The following is a 16,802-nucleotide window of genomic DNA, read 5'->3' on the forward strand; positions in this document are numbered from 1 at the left end:
CCGGTCTCCGGCGTGCTGTCCCTGCTGGCCCTGGACGAGCGTGCGCCGACGCAGGAGGCCCTGGTGCTCGCCGGGACCGCCACCACCCTCGAACTGCTCAAGGCCCTCGACACCCTGGGGATCGACGCCCCGCTGTGGTGCGTGACCGGCGGCGCGGTCGCCGTCCGCCCCGACGAGCGGCTCACCCGTCCGGGCGGGGCCCAGCTGTGGGGGCTCGGCCGGGTCGTCGGCCTGGAACAGCCGAGGCGCTGGGGCGGCATCGCCGACCTGCCGCCGCACCCCGGCCCCGCCGAGGCGCGCCACCTCGCCGCCTTCCTCGCGGGCGGCCACGAGGAGGACCACCTCGCCGTACGGCCCACCGGCGCTCTCGCGCGCCGACTCGTCCACGCCCCGGCCCCCGACGCCTCGGCGGGCCGCGACCGGACACCGGCCGGAGGCACCGCCCTGATCACCGGCGACACCGGGGTGCTGGGCGCCGACATCGCCCGCTGGCTGGCCCGGCGCGGCGCCCGCCAGGTCGTCCTGGCCGGGGACCGGAGCGCGGATCAGGTGGCCGTGGCCGCCCTGCGCGACGAACTCGCCGAACTGGGAGCCGAGTTGACCGTGCCCGACGGCCCGGACGCCCTGGCCGGCCCGACCGGCGGGGCACCTCTGACCGTCGCCGTCCACCTCGCCCGCGCCCACGACCCCGGCGCCTCGCTCGCCGAACTCACCCCCGAGGACCTGGAGGGCGCCCTGCGGTCCGTCCTCGGCCCGGTGGCCGACCTCGACGCGCTGCTCGACGGCCACCCGGCACCGGACTCCGTCGCCCTCGCCGTGCTGTTCCCGTTGAGCGGTGTCTGGGGGGCCGCCCGGCGTGGCGCCGCCACCAGCGCCTACGCCGCCCTCGAAGCGCTGGCCCGCGACCGCCGCGACCGGGGGAACCGCTGGGTCACCCTCGCCCTCGGCGGCCAGGAACCCGCGCCCGCCGGATCCGACGCGGTGGAGCGCCCCCTGGACGCGGACACGGTCCTCGCGGCCCTGCAGCGGTCGCTGGACCACGACGAACCCGCCGCGATCCTCGCGGACGTCCGCTGGGACCGCGTCGTGGCCGCCGTGCCCGACCCCCGGGCGCTCAGGCTGCTCAGCGAACTGCCCGAGGCGGCCTCCGCCCCGGACGAGACCACGCGGGACGACCAGGACGACGACGCCGCCGAACTCGCCCGCCGGCTCGACCCGTTGGACGAACCCGCGCGACGCCGGCTGCTGCTCGACCTGGTGTGCGACCACGCGGCGGCGGTCCTCGGCCACTCCGGCCGCCAGGCAGTCCCGGCCGACCAGGCGTTCTCCGCCGTCGGGTTCGACTCGATGCTCGCCGTGTCCTTCCGCAACCGGCTGCGCACGGCGACCGGCGTCCCCATCGCCGCGACGGTGGTGTTCGACCATCCCACCCCCGCCGCCCTCGCCGACCACCTGTACGACGGGTTGTGCGCCCGGCCCGGCCCGGCCGTTCCCGCGCTCGCCGAACTCCGGGCGCTGGAGGCGGCCCTGACCTCCGCCGACCCCCGCGCCCGGGGCGCCGACGAGCTCGGCGCGCGCCTGCAGGACCTCGTACGGACCTGGGCCCGGCGCACAGCGCCCGACACCGGCCCGGCGGACGCCGACGCGATCGGTTCGGCCAGCGCCGACGAGCTGTTCGACCTGCTTGACAACAACTTCGGAATGGCCTGAGGAGCACCGCGAAGATGCCGGACGAACAGAAGCTTCTTGAGTACCTCAGGCGGGCGACCGCGGACCTCGGGCAGGCGCGTCAGCAGCTGCGCGAGGAGGAGGACGCCAGGCACGAGCCCATCGCGATCGTCGCGATGAGCTGCCGCTACCCCGGTGGCGCCGACGACCCCGAGCAGCTGTGGGACCTGGTGTCCTCCGGCACCGACGCCATCTCCGAGTGGCCGGCCGACCGGGGCTGGGACACGGCCGCCCTCTACGACCCGGACCCCGACCGGCCGGGCACCTCCTACACCCGGCACGGCGGATTCCTGCACCGGGCGGGGGAGTTCGACGCCGCGTTCTTCGGCATGTCACCGCGCGAGGCCCTCGCCACCGACCCGCAGCAGCGGCTCCTGCTGGAGACCTCCTGGGAGACGCTGGAGCGCGCGGGCCTCGACCCGGCGGCCCTGAAGGGCTCCGCGACCGGCGTCTTCGTCGGCGCCATGACCAACGAGTACGGCGACGGCTCCCGAGACCGGTCCGACGTCCAGGGCCTGCTCCACACCGGCACCGCCGGCAGCGTGATCTCCGGCCGGATCTCCTACACCCTGGGACTGGAGGGCCCGGCGGTGACGGTCGACACCGCGTGCTCGTCCTCGCTGGTCGCCCTGCATCTCGCGATACGCGCGCTGCGCTCCGGCGAGTGCTCCCTCGCCCTCGCGTGCGGTGTCACCGTCATGCCGCACCCCGACCCGTTCGTCGCCTTCAGCCGACAGCGTGCCCTGGCACCCGACGGCCGCTGCAAGGCCTTCGCGGCCGGCGCCGACGGCACCTCGTGGTCCGAGGGCGCGGGCGTGCTGCTGCTGGAGCGGTTGTCGGACGCGCGGCGGCACGGTCGGCGGGTGCTGGCGGTGGTGCGGGGCAGCGCGGTGAACCAGGACGGGGCCAGCAACGGTCTGACGGCGCCGAACGGTCCCTCGCAGCAGCGGGTGATCCGGGCGGCGCTGGCGGACGCCCGGCTGCTGCCCGGTGACGTGGACGCGGTGGAGGCACACGGCACGGGGACCCGGCTCGGGGACCCGATCGAGGCGCAGGCGCTGCTCGCGACGTACGGCCAGGACCGTGAAGAGCCGCTGTGGCTGGGGTCGTTGAAGTCGAACATCGGGCACTCCTCGGCGGCCGCCGGGGTGGGCGGTGTGATCAAGATGGTGCAGGCGATGCGGCACGGGGTGCTGCCCCGGACACTGCACGTGGACGCGCCCTCCCCGCAGGTCGACTGGTCCTCCGGCGCGGTCCGGCTGCTGACCGAGGAGCGTTCCTGGCCCACCGGTCCCGAGCGCCCCCGCCGCGCCGCCGTGTCCGGATTCGGCGTGAGCGGCACCAACGCCCACGTGATCCTGGAGGAGGCACCCCCGGCGGAGGACCCCGCCCCCGCCGGGACCACCGAGCCCGACGACACCGTCCGGGCCACCGAGCCCCACGGTGACCCGATGCCACTGCCTCTGGTGCCCTGGGTGCTCTCCGCCCGCAGCGAGGAGGCGCTGACCGAGCGGGCGCGGCAGCTGCTCCCGCTCGTCGACCTGCTCGACGCGGACCCGGGCCTCCGTGCCGGCGCCGTCGCGCGGGCCCTCGCCACCGGCCGGTCGGCGTTCGAGCACCGCGCGGTGGTGGTCGCGGGCGACCCGGACGGATTCCGTGCGGGACTCACCGGCCTGGTGACCGGCGGCGAGGCGGCGGGGGTGGTCCGCGGTGTCGCGGGACCCGCGGGCCGTACCGTCTTCGTCTTCCCCGGGCAGGGCTCCCAGTGGACCGGCATGGCACTCGGCCTGCTCGACTCCTCGCCGGTCTTCGCCGCCCGCATGGCCGCCTGCGAACGCGCCCTGGCCCCGCACGTGGACTGGTCGCTCGCCGCCGTCCTGCGCGGCGACGCCGGCACCCCGCCGCTGGACCGCGTCGACGTGGTCCAGCCCGCGCTGTGGGCGGTGATGGTCTCCCTGGCCGCGCTGTGGCGTTCGGCCGGTGTGGAACCGGACGCCGTGCTCGGCCACTCGCAGGGCGAGATCGCCGCCGCGGTGGTGGCCGGAGCCCTGTCCCTGGAGGACGGCGCCAAGGTCGTCGCCCTGCGCAGCCAGGCCCTGACCGCCCTCGCCGGCCGGGGCGGCATGGCCTCGGTCCCGCTGCCGCCGGAGGAGCTGGCCGACCGCCTCCGGCAGTGGGACGGCAGGCTCTTCGTGGCCGCCGCCAACGGCCCGGCCGCCACGGTGCTGTCGGGCGACACCGAGGCGATCGACGGCGTGGTGGCCGAACTCCAGGGTGCGGACGTACGGGCCCGCCGCATCCCCGTCGACTACGCCTCCCACTCCGCGCACGTCGAGGAGATCCGCGAACGGCTCCTGGAGTGCCTCGCGGACATCGAGCCGACGACCGGCCAAGTGCCGTTCTTCTCCACCGTGGACCTGAGCTGGCAGGACTCCGGCGCGCTGGACGCCGAGTACTGGTACCGCAACCTGCGGCAGACCGTGCGGTTCGAGGAGGCCACCCGCACCCTGCTCGCCCAGGGCTTCCGCTTCTTCGTCGAGTCCAGCGCCCACCCGGTGCTCACCGTGGGCATCAGCCAGACCGCCGAGGCCGAGGAGTGCGACGCCGTCGCCGTCGGCACCCTCCGCCGCGACCAGGGCGGCCTCGACCGGTTCCTACTCTCCCTCGCCGAGGCCCACACCGGCGGACTCGCGCCGCACTGGGACACGCTGCTCGCCGGGCACCCGGGCGACACCGTCGACCTGCCCACGTACCCCTTCCAGCGGCGCAGGTACTGGCTGGAACGGCCCCGGGCCGGCGCCGAGAACACCGCCGGCGCCACCGACCCGGCGGACGCCGCCTTCTGGGAGAGCGTCGGCGGACAGGATCTCCCGGCGCTCACCACGACGCTCGGCGTCCGCCCCGAGGATCCGCTGACCGTCGTCCTGCCCGCCCTGGCCGACTGGCGCAGGCGGCGCGACGAACGCGCGACCGTGGACTCCTGGCGCTACCGGATCGACTGGCGGCCCCTCGCCGCCGCCCCGGCGGGCCGCACCGAAGCCGCCCCGACCGGTACCTGGCTGGTGGCGGTCACTGACGGCACGCAGGACGACCCGGCGCGGGACGCCGTGGTCCGGGCGCTGCGCGAGGCCGGCGCCGTCCCCGTGCCCGTCGTCCTGACCGAGGCCCACGCCGACCGGGCCACGCTGACCGCGCACCTGTCCGAGGCGGCCACCGGCCCCGTCCACGGCGTCCTCTCCCTCGTCGCCCTCGACGAGCGCCCCCACCCGGGCCACCCCCACCTTCCCCTCGGCCTCGCGCTCACCCTGACCCTCGTGCAGGCCCTGGGCGACGCGGGCGTCACCGCCCCGCTCTGGTGCGCCACCCGGGGAGCGGTCACGACGGGCCGCGACGACGCGGTGACCAGCCCCGGACAGCACATGGTCTGGGGCCTCGGCCGGTGTGCCGCGCTGGAGCACCCGCAGCGCTGGGGTGGTCTGGTCGACCTGCCCGGCACGCTCGACGAGCGGTCCGCCGCCCTGCTGTGCGGCGTCCTGGCCGGCCGGGACGACGAGGACCAGGTCGCCGTACGCCGTTCCGGCGCGTACGGCCGGCGGCTGGTTCGCGCCCGGCCCGCCGACCCCGCCCGCGCGGACGCCTGGCAGCCGCGCGGCACGGTTCTGGTCACCGGCGGCACCGGCGGCGTGGGCGCGCACCTCGCCCGCCGGCTGGCCGAGAGCGGTGCCGAGCACCTCGTCCTGGTCGGCCGCCGGGGCGCCGACACCCCCGGCGCGGCCGACCTGGCCGCCGAGCTGACCGCGCTCGGCACCCGGGTCACCGTCGCCGCCTGCGACGTCGCCGACCGCGACCGGCTCGCCGAACTGGTGGCCGGTATCGAACAGGACGGCTCCCGGATCAGGACCGTCATCCACGCCGCCGGCACGGGCCTGCTCGTGCCACTGTCCGACACCGACCCCGACGAGTTCGCCGACATCCTCTACGCCAAGGTCGCCGGCGCGGAGAACCTCGACGCCGTCTTCGACCGGGACGACCTCGACTCCTTCGTCCTGTTCTCCTCCATCTCCGGCGTCTGGGGCAGCGCCGACCACGGCGCGTACGCCTCCGCCAACGCCCACCTCGACGCGCTCGCGGACCGGCGCCGCGCCCAAGGCCGCACCGCCACCTCCGTGGTGTGGGGCATCTGGGACCCCGAGGGCGGCGCGGGCATGGCCGCCAACCTCGTCGAGGAGCAGCTGCGCGGCCGGGGCATCCCCTTCATGGCCCCCCAGGTCGCGCTGACCGGGCTCCAGCAGGTCCTGACCGACGACGAGACCGTCGTCCTCGTCACCGCCGTCGACTGGGACCGCTTCGCACCCGTGTTCACCTCGGCCCGGCCCAGCCCGCTCATCGGCGACCTGCCCGAGGTCCGCCGCGCGCTCGCCGAGGAGACCGCACCCGCCCAGGACGGCGACGACACCGCCTCCTCGCTGCGCGACCGCATAGCGGACCTGCCCCCCGCCGACCGCGACCGCCTGCTCACCGACCTCGTACGCGGCCACGCGGCGGCCGTGCTCGGCCACGGCTCCGCCGACGCCATCGCCCCCGAACGCGCCTTCCGTGAACTGGGCTTCGACTCGCTGACCGCCGTGGAGATGCGCAACCGGCTCAACGCCGCCACCGGTCTGCGGCTCCCGCTCACCGTCCTCTTCGACTACGCCTCGGCCGACGCGCTCGCCCGGCATCTGCGCGTCGAACTCCTCGGCCCCGACACGGCCGCTCCGACCGGACCGGCCGTGCCCGCGCACGTGCCCGCCGACGCCGACGACCCGATCGCCATCGTCGGCATGAGCTGCCGCTACCCCGGCGACGTCCGCACCCCGGAGGACCTCTGGCGGCTCGTCGCCGAGGGCCGGGACGTCATCTCCGCACTGCCCGCCGACCGCGGCTGGGACCTGGACGGCCTCTACGACACCGACCCCGACCGGCCCGGTACGACCTACAGCTCCGAAGGCGGATTCCTCTACGACGCCGGGCAGTTCGACCCCGCCTTCTTCGGGATCTCGCCGCGCGAGGCGCTGGCCATGGACCCGCAGCAGCGGCTGCTCCTGGAGACCTCCTGGGAGGCCCTGGAGCGGGCCGGCATCGACCCCGCCTCCCTGCGCGGCGGCCAGGTCGGCGTGTTCGCCGGCGCCGCCTACCAGGGCTACGGCGGCCTGAGCGACGTACCCGAGGAGGTCGAGGGACACCTCATCGCCGGTATCTCCACCAGCATCCTGTCCGGCCGGATCGCCTACACCCTCGGCCTCGAAGGACCGGCGGTCACCGTCGACACGGCCTGCTCGTCCTCGCTGGTCGCCGTGCACCTGGCGGCCCAGGCCCTGCGCTCCGGCGAGTGCTCCCTGGCGCTCGCGGGCGGTGTGACCGTCATGGGCACCCCGCTGTCCTTCACCGGCTTCAGCAGACAGCGGGGTCTCGCCGCGGACGGCCGCTGCAAGTCCTTCGGCGCCGCCGCCGACGGCTTCGGCATGGCCGAAGGCGTCGGACTGCTGCTCCTGGAGCGGCTGTCGGACGCCCGGCGCAACGGCCACCGTGTGCTCGCCCTCGTACGGGGCTCGGCCGTCAACCAGGACGGGGCCAGCAACGGGCTGACCGCCCCCAGCGGCCTGGCGCAGCAGCGGGTCATCCGCAGCGCGCTGGCCGGTGCGGGCGTGGCCCCGGCCGAGGTCGACGTCGTGGAGGCGCACGGGACGGGCACCCGGCTCGGTGACCCGATCGAGGCGCAGGCGCTGCTCGCGACGTACGGTCAGGACCGCCCCGCGGACCGGCCGCTGCTGCTCGGCTCGCTGAAGTCCAACATCGGGCACAGCCAGGCCGCCGCGGGCGTCGCCGGGATCATCAAGATGGTCGAGGCGATGCGCCACGACATGCTGCCCCGCACCCTGCACGCCGAGGAGCCGACCCCCGACGTCGACTGGTCGGCGGGCGCCGTGGAACTCCTGTCGGAGCCCCGGCCGTGGATCCGCAACGGTCACCCGCGCCGCGCCGGCGTCTCCTCCTTCGGTCTCAGCGGCACCAACGCCCACGTGATCATCGAGGAGCCGTACGGCGAGGAGCCCGCGCCGGAGCCCGAGGGGGACGCACCCGCGACCGCCGTGCCGTGGCTGCTCTCCGGCCGGACCCCGGAGGCGCTGCGCGAGCAGGCCGCGCGGCTCCACACCCATCTGAGGGACCGTCCGGAACTGCGGCTCCACGACGTCGGCCTCACCCTCGCCACGTCCAGGTCCGCCTTCGAACACCGTGCCGTCGTCGTCGGCGCCGACCACACCACCCTGCTCACCGGCCTGGCCGCACTCGCCGCCGGACAGGACGACCCCGCCGTGGTCCACGGCACCGCGGCCACCCCGGGCCGTACCGTCTTCGTCTTCCCCGGTCAGGGTTCGCAGTGGGCGGGCATGGCAGTGGGGCTGCTGGACTCGGTCCCGGTCTTCGCGGAGCGGGTGGCGCAGTGCGAGCGGGCGCTGTCGCCGTACGTGGACTGGTCGTTGACCGGTGTGCTGCGGGGAGAGCCCGACAGCCCGCCGCTCGACCGGGTCGACGTCGTCCAGCCGGTGCTGTTCTCGGTGATGGTGTCGCTGGCCGCGCTCTGGCGGTCCTGCGGTGTCGAGCCGTCGGCGGTGATCGGGCACAGCCAGGGGGAGATCGCCGCCGCAGTGGTGGCGGAGGCGCTGTCCCTGGACGACGGCGCCAGGATCGTCGCCCTGCGCAGCCGCATCCTGACCGCGCTGGTCGACCGGGGCGCGATGCTCTTCGTCGCCCTCCCCGGCGACCAGGTGCGCGAGCGGATGGCGCCCTGGGACGACCGGTTGTCCGTCGCCGCCGTCAACGGGCCCGCCGCCGTGACCGTCTCCGGCGACCCGGAGGCCCTGGAGGAGTTCGGCGACCGGCTGTCCGAGGACGGCGTCATGCGGTGGATGATCCCGGGCGTCACCTTCGCCGGGCACTCGCCCCAGGTGGACGGGTTGCGCCGAGAACTGCTGGACGCGCTCGCCGGGGTGACACCGCGCCGGACCGACATCGCCTTCTACTCCACCGTCACCGGCGGCGCCCTCGACACCACCGCCCTGGACACCGAGTACTGGTACCGCAACCTCCGCGAACCCGTGGAGTTCCACCGCGCGGTCGCCGCGCTCATCGACGCCGGGCATGTCACCTTCGTCGAGGTCGGCCCGCACCCGGTGCTGGCGGTGTGGCTGGAGAGGAGCCTGGAGGCGGCCGAGGTCGCCGGGCTCGTCACGGGCACGCTGCACACCGACGACGGCGGCCCCGGCCGGTTCCTGACCGCGCTCGCCGGGCCGCACGTCCACGGTGTCCCGGTGGACTGGCGGGCGGTGTTCGCGGGCACCGACGCCCGCCCCGTCGAACTGCCCACCTACGCCTTCCAGCGCCGACGGTACTGGCTGGAGCCGACGGCGGCGCCCGCTGCCGGGGACGGCGCTGCCCAGCCCGCCGACACGGCCTTCTGGGACGCCGTCGAACGGCACGACCTGCCCGCCGTCGCCGCCGCGCTGAACCTGCCGGACGAGGACACGACGGCCCGTGCCTCCCTCGACGGGGTGCTCCCCGCACTCGCCGACTGGCAGCGGGGCCGCCGCGGCCGTACCACGATCGACGGCTGGCGCTATCGCGTCACCTTCAAGGCCCTGCACCTCACCCCCGGCACCCCCGCCCTCACCGGTACCTGGTGGGTCGTCATACCGGCCGGCGCCGCCGCCCACCCCGTGGTCGCGGGCGCGCTGCGCGCCCTCGAACGGCACGGCGCCACCGCCGTACCCGTCGAGATCGCCGCCGACGGCACCGACCGGGCCGTCCTGGCCGCCAGGCTGGGCGCCGAGGCCGCCCCGGACGGCGGCGTGCTCTCGCTGCTCGCCCTCGCCGAGCAGCCGTACGCCGAGGGGACCGCCCTGCCGACCGGGCTCGCCCTCACCACCCTCCTCCTCCAGGCACTCGGCGACGCCGGGATCAACGCCCCCCTGTGGTCCGCGACCTGCGGCGCGGTGTCCGTCGGACGCTCCGACGCCCTCACCGCACCCGCCCAGGCGACCCTGTGGGGACTCGGCGCCGTGGCCGGCGTGGAGTATCCGGAACGCTGGGCCGGAATGCTCGACCTGCCCTCCGACCTGGACGAACGCGCCGGTGGCAGGCTGGCCGCCGTACTGGCGGGCCTCGACGGCGAGGACCAGATCGCGATCCGGCCCTCGGGCGTCTACGGCCGCAGACTCGTCCGGGCCCGGCCGGCCGAGGAGACGACGGCGGACGCTTTCGCGCCCGACGGCACGGTACTGATCACCGGCGGCACCGGCGCCCTCGGTGCCCATGTCGCCCGCCGGCTCGCCCGCTCCGGTGCCCGGCACCTGCTGCTCACCGGACGCCGCGGCCCCGACACCCCCGGCGCGGCGGAACTGGTCGCCGAACTCGCCGGCCTGGGCGCCGAGACGACGGTCGCCGCCTGCGACGCCGCCGACCGGGACGCGCTCGCCGCCCTGCTCGCGGACATCCCCGAGGACCGCCCCCTGCGCACCGTCGTGCACGCCGCCGGCCTCCTGGACGACGGCGTCCTCGACACCCTCACCCCCGAGCGGGCCGCCGGGGTCCTGCGCCCCAAGATGGACGCCGCCCTCAACCTGGACGCCCTCACCCGCGACCTGGACCTGACCGCGTTCGTCCTGTTCTCCTCGCTCGCCGGCACCCTCGGCGGCACCGGACAGGGCAGCTACGCCGCCGCCAACGCGTTCCTGGACGCCCTCGCCGAGCAGCGGCGCTCGCTCGGCCTGCCGGCCACCTCCGTGGCCTGGGGCCTGTGGGCGGGTGACAGCGCCGCCGACGCGGCCCGGGAACGGCTGGTGCGCAACGGACTGCCGCCGATGGACCCGGAGCTGGCGGTCACCGCCCTGGAAGAAGCCATGGGCCGGTCCGAGCCCAGGCTGGTGCTCTGCGACTTCGCCTGGGACCGCTTCGCGCCGGCCTACACCGCCCTGCGGCCCTGCGCGGCCCTGCGCGACCTGCCCGACGCGCGTGACGTCCTGGCCGCCGGCGGTGCCGACGGGCAGGACACGGAGGCGGACTCCCTCGCCACCCGCCTCGCGGCCCTGTCCGCGCAGGAGCGGCAGGAGGAACTGACCCGCCTGGTCGCCACCGAGGTCGCCGCCGTCCTCGGCCACCCCGACCCCGACGGCATCGACCCCGGCCGGGTCTTCAAGGACCTCGGCTTCGACTCGCTCACCGCGGTCGACCTGCGCAACCGGCTCTCCGAGGCCACCGGACTGCGCCTGTCGGTCACCCTGGTCTTCGACCACCCCACCGTCACCGCCCTGGTGGACCACGTACGGACCGAACTCGGCGGTACGGCACCGGTACAGGCCTCCGTACCCGCGCCGGCGTCCTCACCCGTACAGACCGCGGTGGCCGACGACGACGCCATCGCCGTCGTCGCGATGAGCTGCCGCTACCCCGGCGGCGTCACCACCCCGGAGGACCTGTGGCGGCTGGTGACGTCGGGCTCCGACGCCATCACCGAGTTCCCCACCGGCCGGGGCTGGGACCTCGACGAGCTGTACGACCCCGACCCCGGGAAGCTCGGCCGGACGTACGCCCGCGAAGGCGGCTTCCTGCACGACGCGGACCACTTCGACCCGGCGTTCTTCGGGATCTCCCCGCGTGAGGCGCTGGCGATCGACCCGCAGCAGCGGCTGCTCCTGGAGATCTCCTGGGAGGCGTTCGAGCGGGCCGGCATCGACCCGGCGTCGCTGAAGGGCAGCCGGGCCGGGGTCTTCGTGGGCTCCAGCTACCGCGACTACGGCTCCCGCGTCCAGCAGCCCACCGAGGAGACCGAGGGCTACCTCGGCATCGGCAGCGCGGGCAGCGTCGCCTCCGGCCGGATCTCCTACACCTTCGGCCTCGAAGGACCGGCGGTCACCGTCGACACGGCCTGCTCGTCCTCGCTGGTCGCCGTGCACCTCGCGGCCCAGGCGCTGCGCTCCGGCGAGTGCTCGCTCGCCCTCGCCGGCGGAGTCACCGTGATGTCCACCCCCGACGCGTTCATCGAGTTCAGCCGGCAGCGCGGGCTCGCCGCCGACGGCCGCTGCAAGCCCTTCGCCGCCGCGGCCGACGGCACCGCCTGGGCCGAGGGCGCCGGCATGGTCGTCCTGGAACGGCTCTCCGACGCCCGGCGCAACGGCCATCCGGTGCTCGCCCTGGTGCGGGGCTCGGCGGTCAACCAGGACGGCGCCAGCAACGGTCTCACCGCCCCCAACGGCCCCTCCCAGCAGCGCGTCATCCGCCAGGCCCTCGCCTCCGCCGGGCTCGCCGGCGCGGATGTCGACGCGGTGGAGGCGCACGGGACGGGCACCCGGCTCGGTGACCCGATCGAGGCGCAGGCGCTGCTCGCGACGTACGGCCAGGACCGCCCCGCGGACCGGCCGCTGCTGCTCGGCTCGCTGAAGTCCAACATCGGGCACGCCCAGGCCGCCGCCGGTATCGCCGGCCTGCAGAAGATGGTGCTGGCCATGCGGCACGGAGTCCTGCCGCGCACCCTCCACGTCGACGCGCCGACCCCGTTCGTCGACTGGTCGGCGGGCGCCGTGTCGCTGCTCACCGAGGACACCCCCTGGCCCGACCAGGGGCGACCACGCCGGGCCGCGATCTCCTCCTTCGGCGTCAGCGGCACCAACGCGCACACGATCCTGGAACACGTCCCGGACGAGCACGCGCCGGACGGCGTGACGGCTCCGGCGGGCGCCGACGAGCGGCCCGCAGGGGAAGAGGCCGGGACCGGGGGCGACGGCGCCGCGGTGCCGTGGCTGCTGTCGGCGCGCAGCCGGGTCGCCCTGCGGGCCCAGGCCCAGCGGCTGCTGGAGCACGCCGACGCCCGTCCCGCCCTGCGTCCGGCCGACATCGCGCTCACGCTTGCCGCGGGCCGCGGCGCCTTCGAGCACCGGGGCGCCGTCGTGGGCGACAGCCGCGAGGCGCTGATCGGCGGCCTCAAGGCGCTCGCCACCGACGGCGGCGCGCCCGGCACCACCCAGGGCACGGCCGTGGCGGGCAGGACCGCGTTCCTCTTCGCCGGGCAGGGCAGCCAGCGCGCCGGAGCGGGCGCCGAACTGTACGCCCGCCACCCGGTCTTCGCGGACGCCTTCGACGCGATCTGCGCCGAACTGGACCCGCTGCTCGACCGGCCGCTGCGCGAGGTCGCCTTCGCCCTCGCCGGGTCGCCCGAGGCGGCCCTCCTGGACCGCACCGAGTACACCCAGCCGGCGCTCTTCGCGATCGAGGTCGCCCTCTTCCGCCTGGTCGAGCACTGGGGCGTGGTGCCGGACCTGCTGTTCGGGCACTCCATCGGCGAGCTGGCGGCCGCGCATGTGGCCGGGGTGCTGTCGGCGCCCGACGCCGCCGCGCTGGTCGCGGCCCGGGGCCGGCTGATGCAGGCCCTGCCCGAGGGCGGCGCCATGGTCGCGCTGACCGCCTCCGAGGAGGAGGCCGCCGGGCTGCTCGCCTCCCACGAGGGCCGCGTCGCGGTGGCCGCCGTCAACGGCCCGGCCTCCGTCGTCGTCTCCGGCGACGAGGACGCCGTCCTGGACGTCGCCGAACGGTGGCGCGAACGCGGCGGCAAGGCCCGGCGGCTCACCGTCAGCCACGCGTTCCACTCGCCGCACATGGACGGCATGCTCGACGAGTTCCGGCGGGTCGCCGAACGCCTGGACCTCCGGGCGCCGCGCATCCCCCTGGTCTCCGACGTCACCGGTGAACTGGCCACCCCCGAACAGCTGACATCGCCCGAGTACTGGGTGCGGCACGTCCGTGAGGCGGTCCGCTTCCACGACGGCATGCGGCGGCTCGCCGCCGAGGGCGCCGTCACCTACCTCGAACTCGGCCCCGACGGCTCACTGACCGCCCTGGGACGAGACTGCCTCACCGAGGACCCGGCGGCCCCCACGGACCTCGCGGACCCGTCGGCCGCGGGCGCCCTGGTGCCGCTGCTGCGCAAGGACCGGCCGGAGTCCCGTGCCGTGACCGACGCGCTCGCCCACCTCCACGTCCGGGGTACGGCGGTGGACTGGCCGACCGTGCTGGACGCCGGTGCCCCCGGCGGGCCCGGCAAGGTCGACCTGCCCACCTACGCCTTCCAGCGCGAGCGCTACTGGCTGGAGGCCACCGCACCGGCCGGCGGCATGGCCGCCGCCGGACTCCTGTCGGCCGACCATCCGCTGCTGGGCGCGGCCGTCCCGCTCGCCGACACCGACGGAGTCCTGTTCACCAGCAGGCTGTCGGTACGCACCCACCCGTGGCTCGCCGACCACGGCGTCTACGGCACCGCCCTCCTCCCGGCCACCGCCCTGCTCGAACTGGCGGTCCGGGCGGGCGACCAGGTCGGCTGCGGCCAGGTCGAGGAACTCACCCTGGAGGCACCGCTGGTGATCCCCGCGCGGGGCGCGGTGGTCCTCCAGCTCTCCGTCGGCGCGCCGGACGCCTCGGGCGCCCGGCCGGTCGGCGTCCACACCCGGCCCGAGGACACCTCGTCCGCCGACCTGCCGTGGACCTGCCACGCCCGGGGGCTGCTGGTCCCCGCCGCCGAGGAGGCGGCACCCGCCCCGTCCGCGACATGGCCGCCGGCCGGCGCGGAGCCCGTGGAACTGGACGGGCTGTACGAGCGGTTCGCCGAAGGCGGGTTCGGATACGGGCCCGCGTTCCAGGGGCTGCGCGAGGTGTGGCGGCTCGAGGGCGAGGTGTTCGCGGAGGCGAGCCTGCCGTCCGAACAGCAGGCCGAGGCCGCGCGGTTCGGGCTGCACCCCGCGCTCCTCGACAGCGCCCTGCACGCGCTGATCTTCGGCGTCCTCGAAGGGACCGACCAGGGGTGGCTGCCGTTCTCCTGGAACGGCATACGCCTGCACGCCTCCGGGGCCCGCGCCCTGCGCATCCGCCTGACCCCCGCGGGCAACAACGCGGTCTCCGTCCGGGCCACCGACACGTCCGGGCAACCGGTCGCCTCCATCCGGTCCCTGGTGCTCCGCCCGGTCTCCCCGGACCAGGTACGCGCCGCCCGGACCGCGCACCACGACGACCTGTACCGCCTCGAATGGCCCACACTGCCCCGGCCCGCCGACGCCGGCTCCGACGGGTGGGCCGTCATCGGCGCCGAGGCACCCGACTGGGCGGCTCACGGCATCACCCGCTCCGCCATCGACCTCAAGGCGCTCTCCCGGGAGGTCACCGAGGGAGCCGCCCGGCCCACGGCCGTCCTCGCCCACGTCCCCGCCGCACCGGCGGGACAGGGCACGGCCGACGCCGTACGGCACGTCACCGGCCGGACCCTCACCCTCGTACGGGAGTGGCTGGCCGACGACGCGTTCGCGGAGTCCAAGCTGGTGCTCGTCACCAGGGGCGGCGTCCCGGCCGGCGCCGACGGGGACGCGCCGGACCTGACCCACGCCGCCGCATGGGGGCTGGTGCGGTCCGCGCAGACCGAGAACCCCGGCCGTCTCGTCCTCGCCGACCTCGACGGGACGCAAGGCTCCCGGGACGCTCTCGCCGCCGCCGTCGCGTCCGGCGAACCCCAACTGGCGTTGCGCGAGGGCCGTGCGCACATCGCCCGGCTGGCCCGCGTACCCGCCGCCGAGCAGCCTGAGACACCCGACTGGGGACGCCCCGGCACGGTCCTGATCACCGGCGGCACCGGCGCCATCGGTTCCGTGCTCGCCCATCACCTGGTCGCCGAACACGGTGTGAGGCGCCTGCTGCTCACCAGCCGCCGGGGTCCCGCCGCCGAGGGCGCCGCCGACCTGGTCGTCGGACTCGCCGCACTCGGCGCCCACGCGGAGGTCGTGGCCTGCGACGTCGCCGACCGGGACGCACTGGCCCGGCTGCTCGGCTCGCTGCCCGAGGCCCACCCGCTGACCGCCGTCGTGCACGCGGCGGGGACCATCGCCGACGGGGTCGTGGACACGATGACGCCGGCCCGGCTGGACACCGCCCTGCGGCCCAAGGTCGACGCAGCCTGGAACCTCCACGAGCTGACCGAGGGCATGGACCTGTCCGCGTTCGTGGTGTTCTCCTCCATCGCCGGGATCTTCGGCGGCATGGGCCAGGGCAACTACGCGGCGGCCAACGCCTTCCTGGACGCGCTCGCCCACCACCGCCGGGCGAACGGCCTGCCCGCCGCGTCGCTCGCCTGGGGCCTGTGGGCGAACAAGAGCGGCATGAGCGGAGGCCTCGACGAGGCCGACTTCCGGCGCATCGCCCGCGGCGGCATCGTCGCCTTCTCCCCGGCCGAGGGCGCGGCCCTGTTCGACTCGGCCAACGCCACCGGCGAACCCGTCGTCCTGCCGCTGCGGCTGGACACCGGGGCCCTGGCCGCCCAGACCGGCACCGGCGGCGTTCCCGCGCTGCTGCGCGGACTCGTACGCCCGCCCGCCCGCCGTAGCGCGGCCGTCGGCGAGGTCGCCCCGGACGCGGCCGACACCCTGCGCCGCACCCTGGCCGGCCAGCCCGAGCAGCGGCGCGAACGGACCCTGCTCGACCTGGTGCGCGGGCACGCCGCCACCGTGCTCGGCTTCCCCGGCCCCGCCTCGGTGGACGCCGAACGCGGCCTGCTGGAACTGGGCTTCGACTCGCTGACCGCGGTCGAACTGCGCAACCGGCTCGGCGCCGCCACCGGCCTCAGGCTGCCCGCCACCCTGCTCTTCGACCACCCCACCTCGGCGGCCATCGCCCGCCAACTGTCCGTCGAACTCGCCCCCGACAGCGCCGCCACCGGCCTCGCCGCCGACGCCGCGGGCCTGGCCGAACTCGGCCTGCTGGAAGGCGCCCTGGACAACGGCACGGCCGGGCCCGAACTGCTCGGCCGGCTCGAAGAACTGATCAGCAGGCTGCGCCCGGGAACCGGTGGCGCGGCGCGGGACCGCCTGGAGGAGCGGATGGACACGGCCAGCGACGACGAGCTCTTCGAGTTCATCGACAACGAACTCGGTATGTCGTGACCCCCCTGCCCCCCTCCGCGCGACGGCGGCTCCCCCTGCCCGGCCCCTCCCGCACGAAGGCCCCGA

At 76.0% G+C, this 16,802-nt stretch carries 2 protein-coding genes (1 of these 2 only partly in view); both read left to right on the forward strand.

All coding sequences use genetic code 11. The annotated features are described in order from the left end of the window. Positions 1-1,710: the final stretch of a type I polyketide synthase gene (locus J8M51_RS33285; RefSeq protein ID WP_455568216.1), read on the forward strand. The gene continues 13,452 nt to the left of window position 1, outside the view; the window shows 1,710 of its 15,162 coding nt (coding positions 13,453-15,162); its start codon lies off the left edge, out of view; its stop codon occupies positions 1,708-1,710. Further along, positions 1,707-16,736, forward strand: a complete 15,030-nt coding sequence (locus tag J8M51_RS33290; RefSeq protein ID WP_434976794.1) for a type I polyketide synthase — start codon at positions 1,707-1,709, stop codon at positions 16,734-16,736. The genes J8M51_RS33285 and J8M51_RS33290 overlap by 4 nt, the downstream gene beginning before the upstream one ends. The last annotated feature ends 66 nt before the right edge of the window (positions 16,737-16,802 follow it).

The sequence above is a fragment of the Streptomyces griseiscabiei genome (assembly GCF_020010925.1).
Lineage (GTDB): Bacteria > Actinomycetota > Actinomycetes > Streptomycetales > Streptomycetaceae > Streptomyces > Streptomyces griseiscabiei.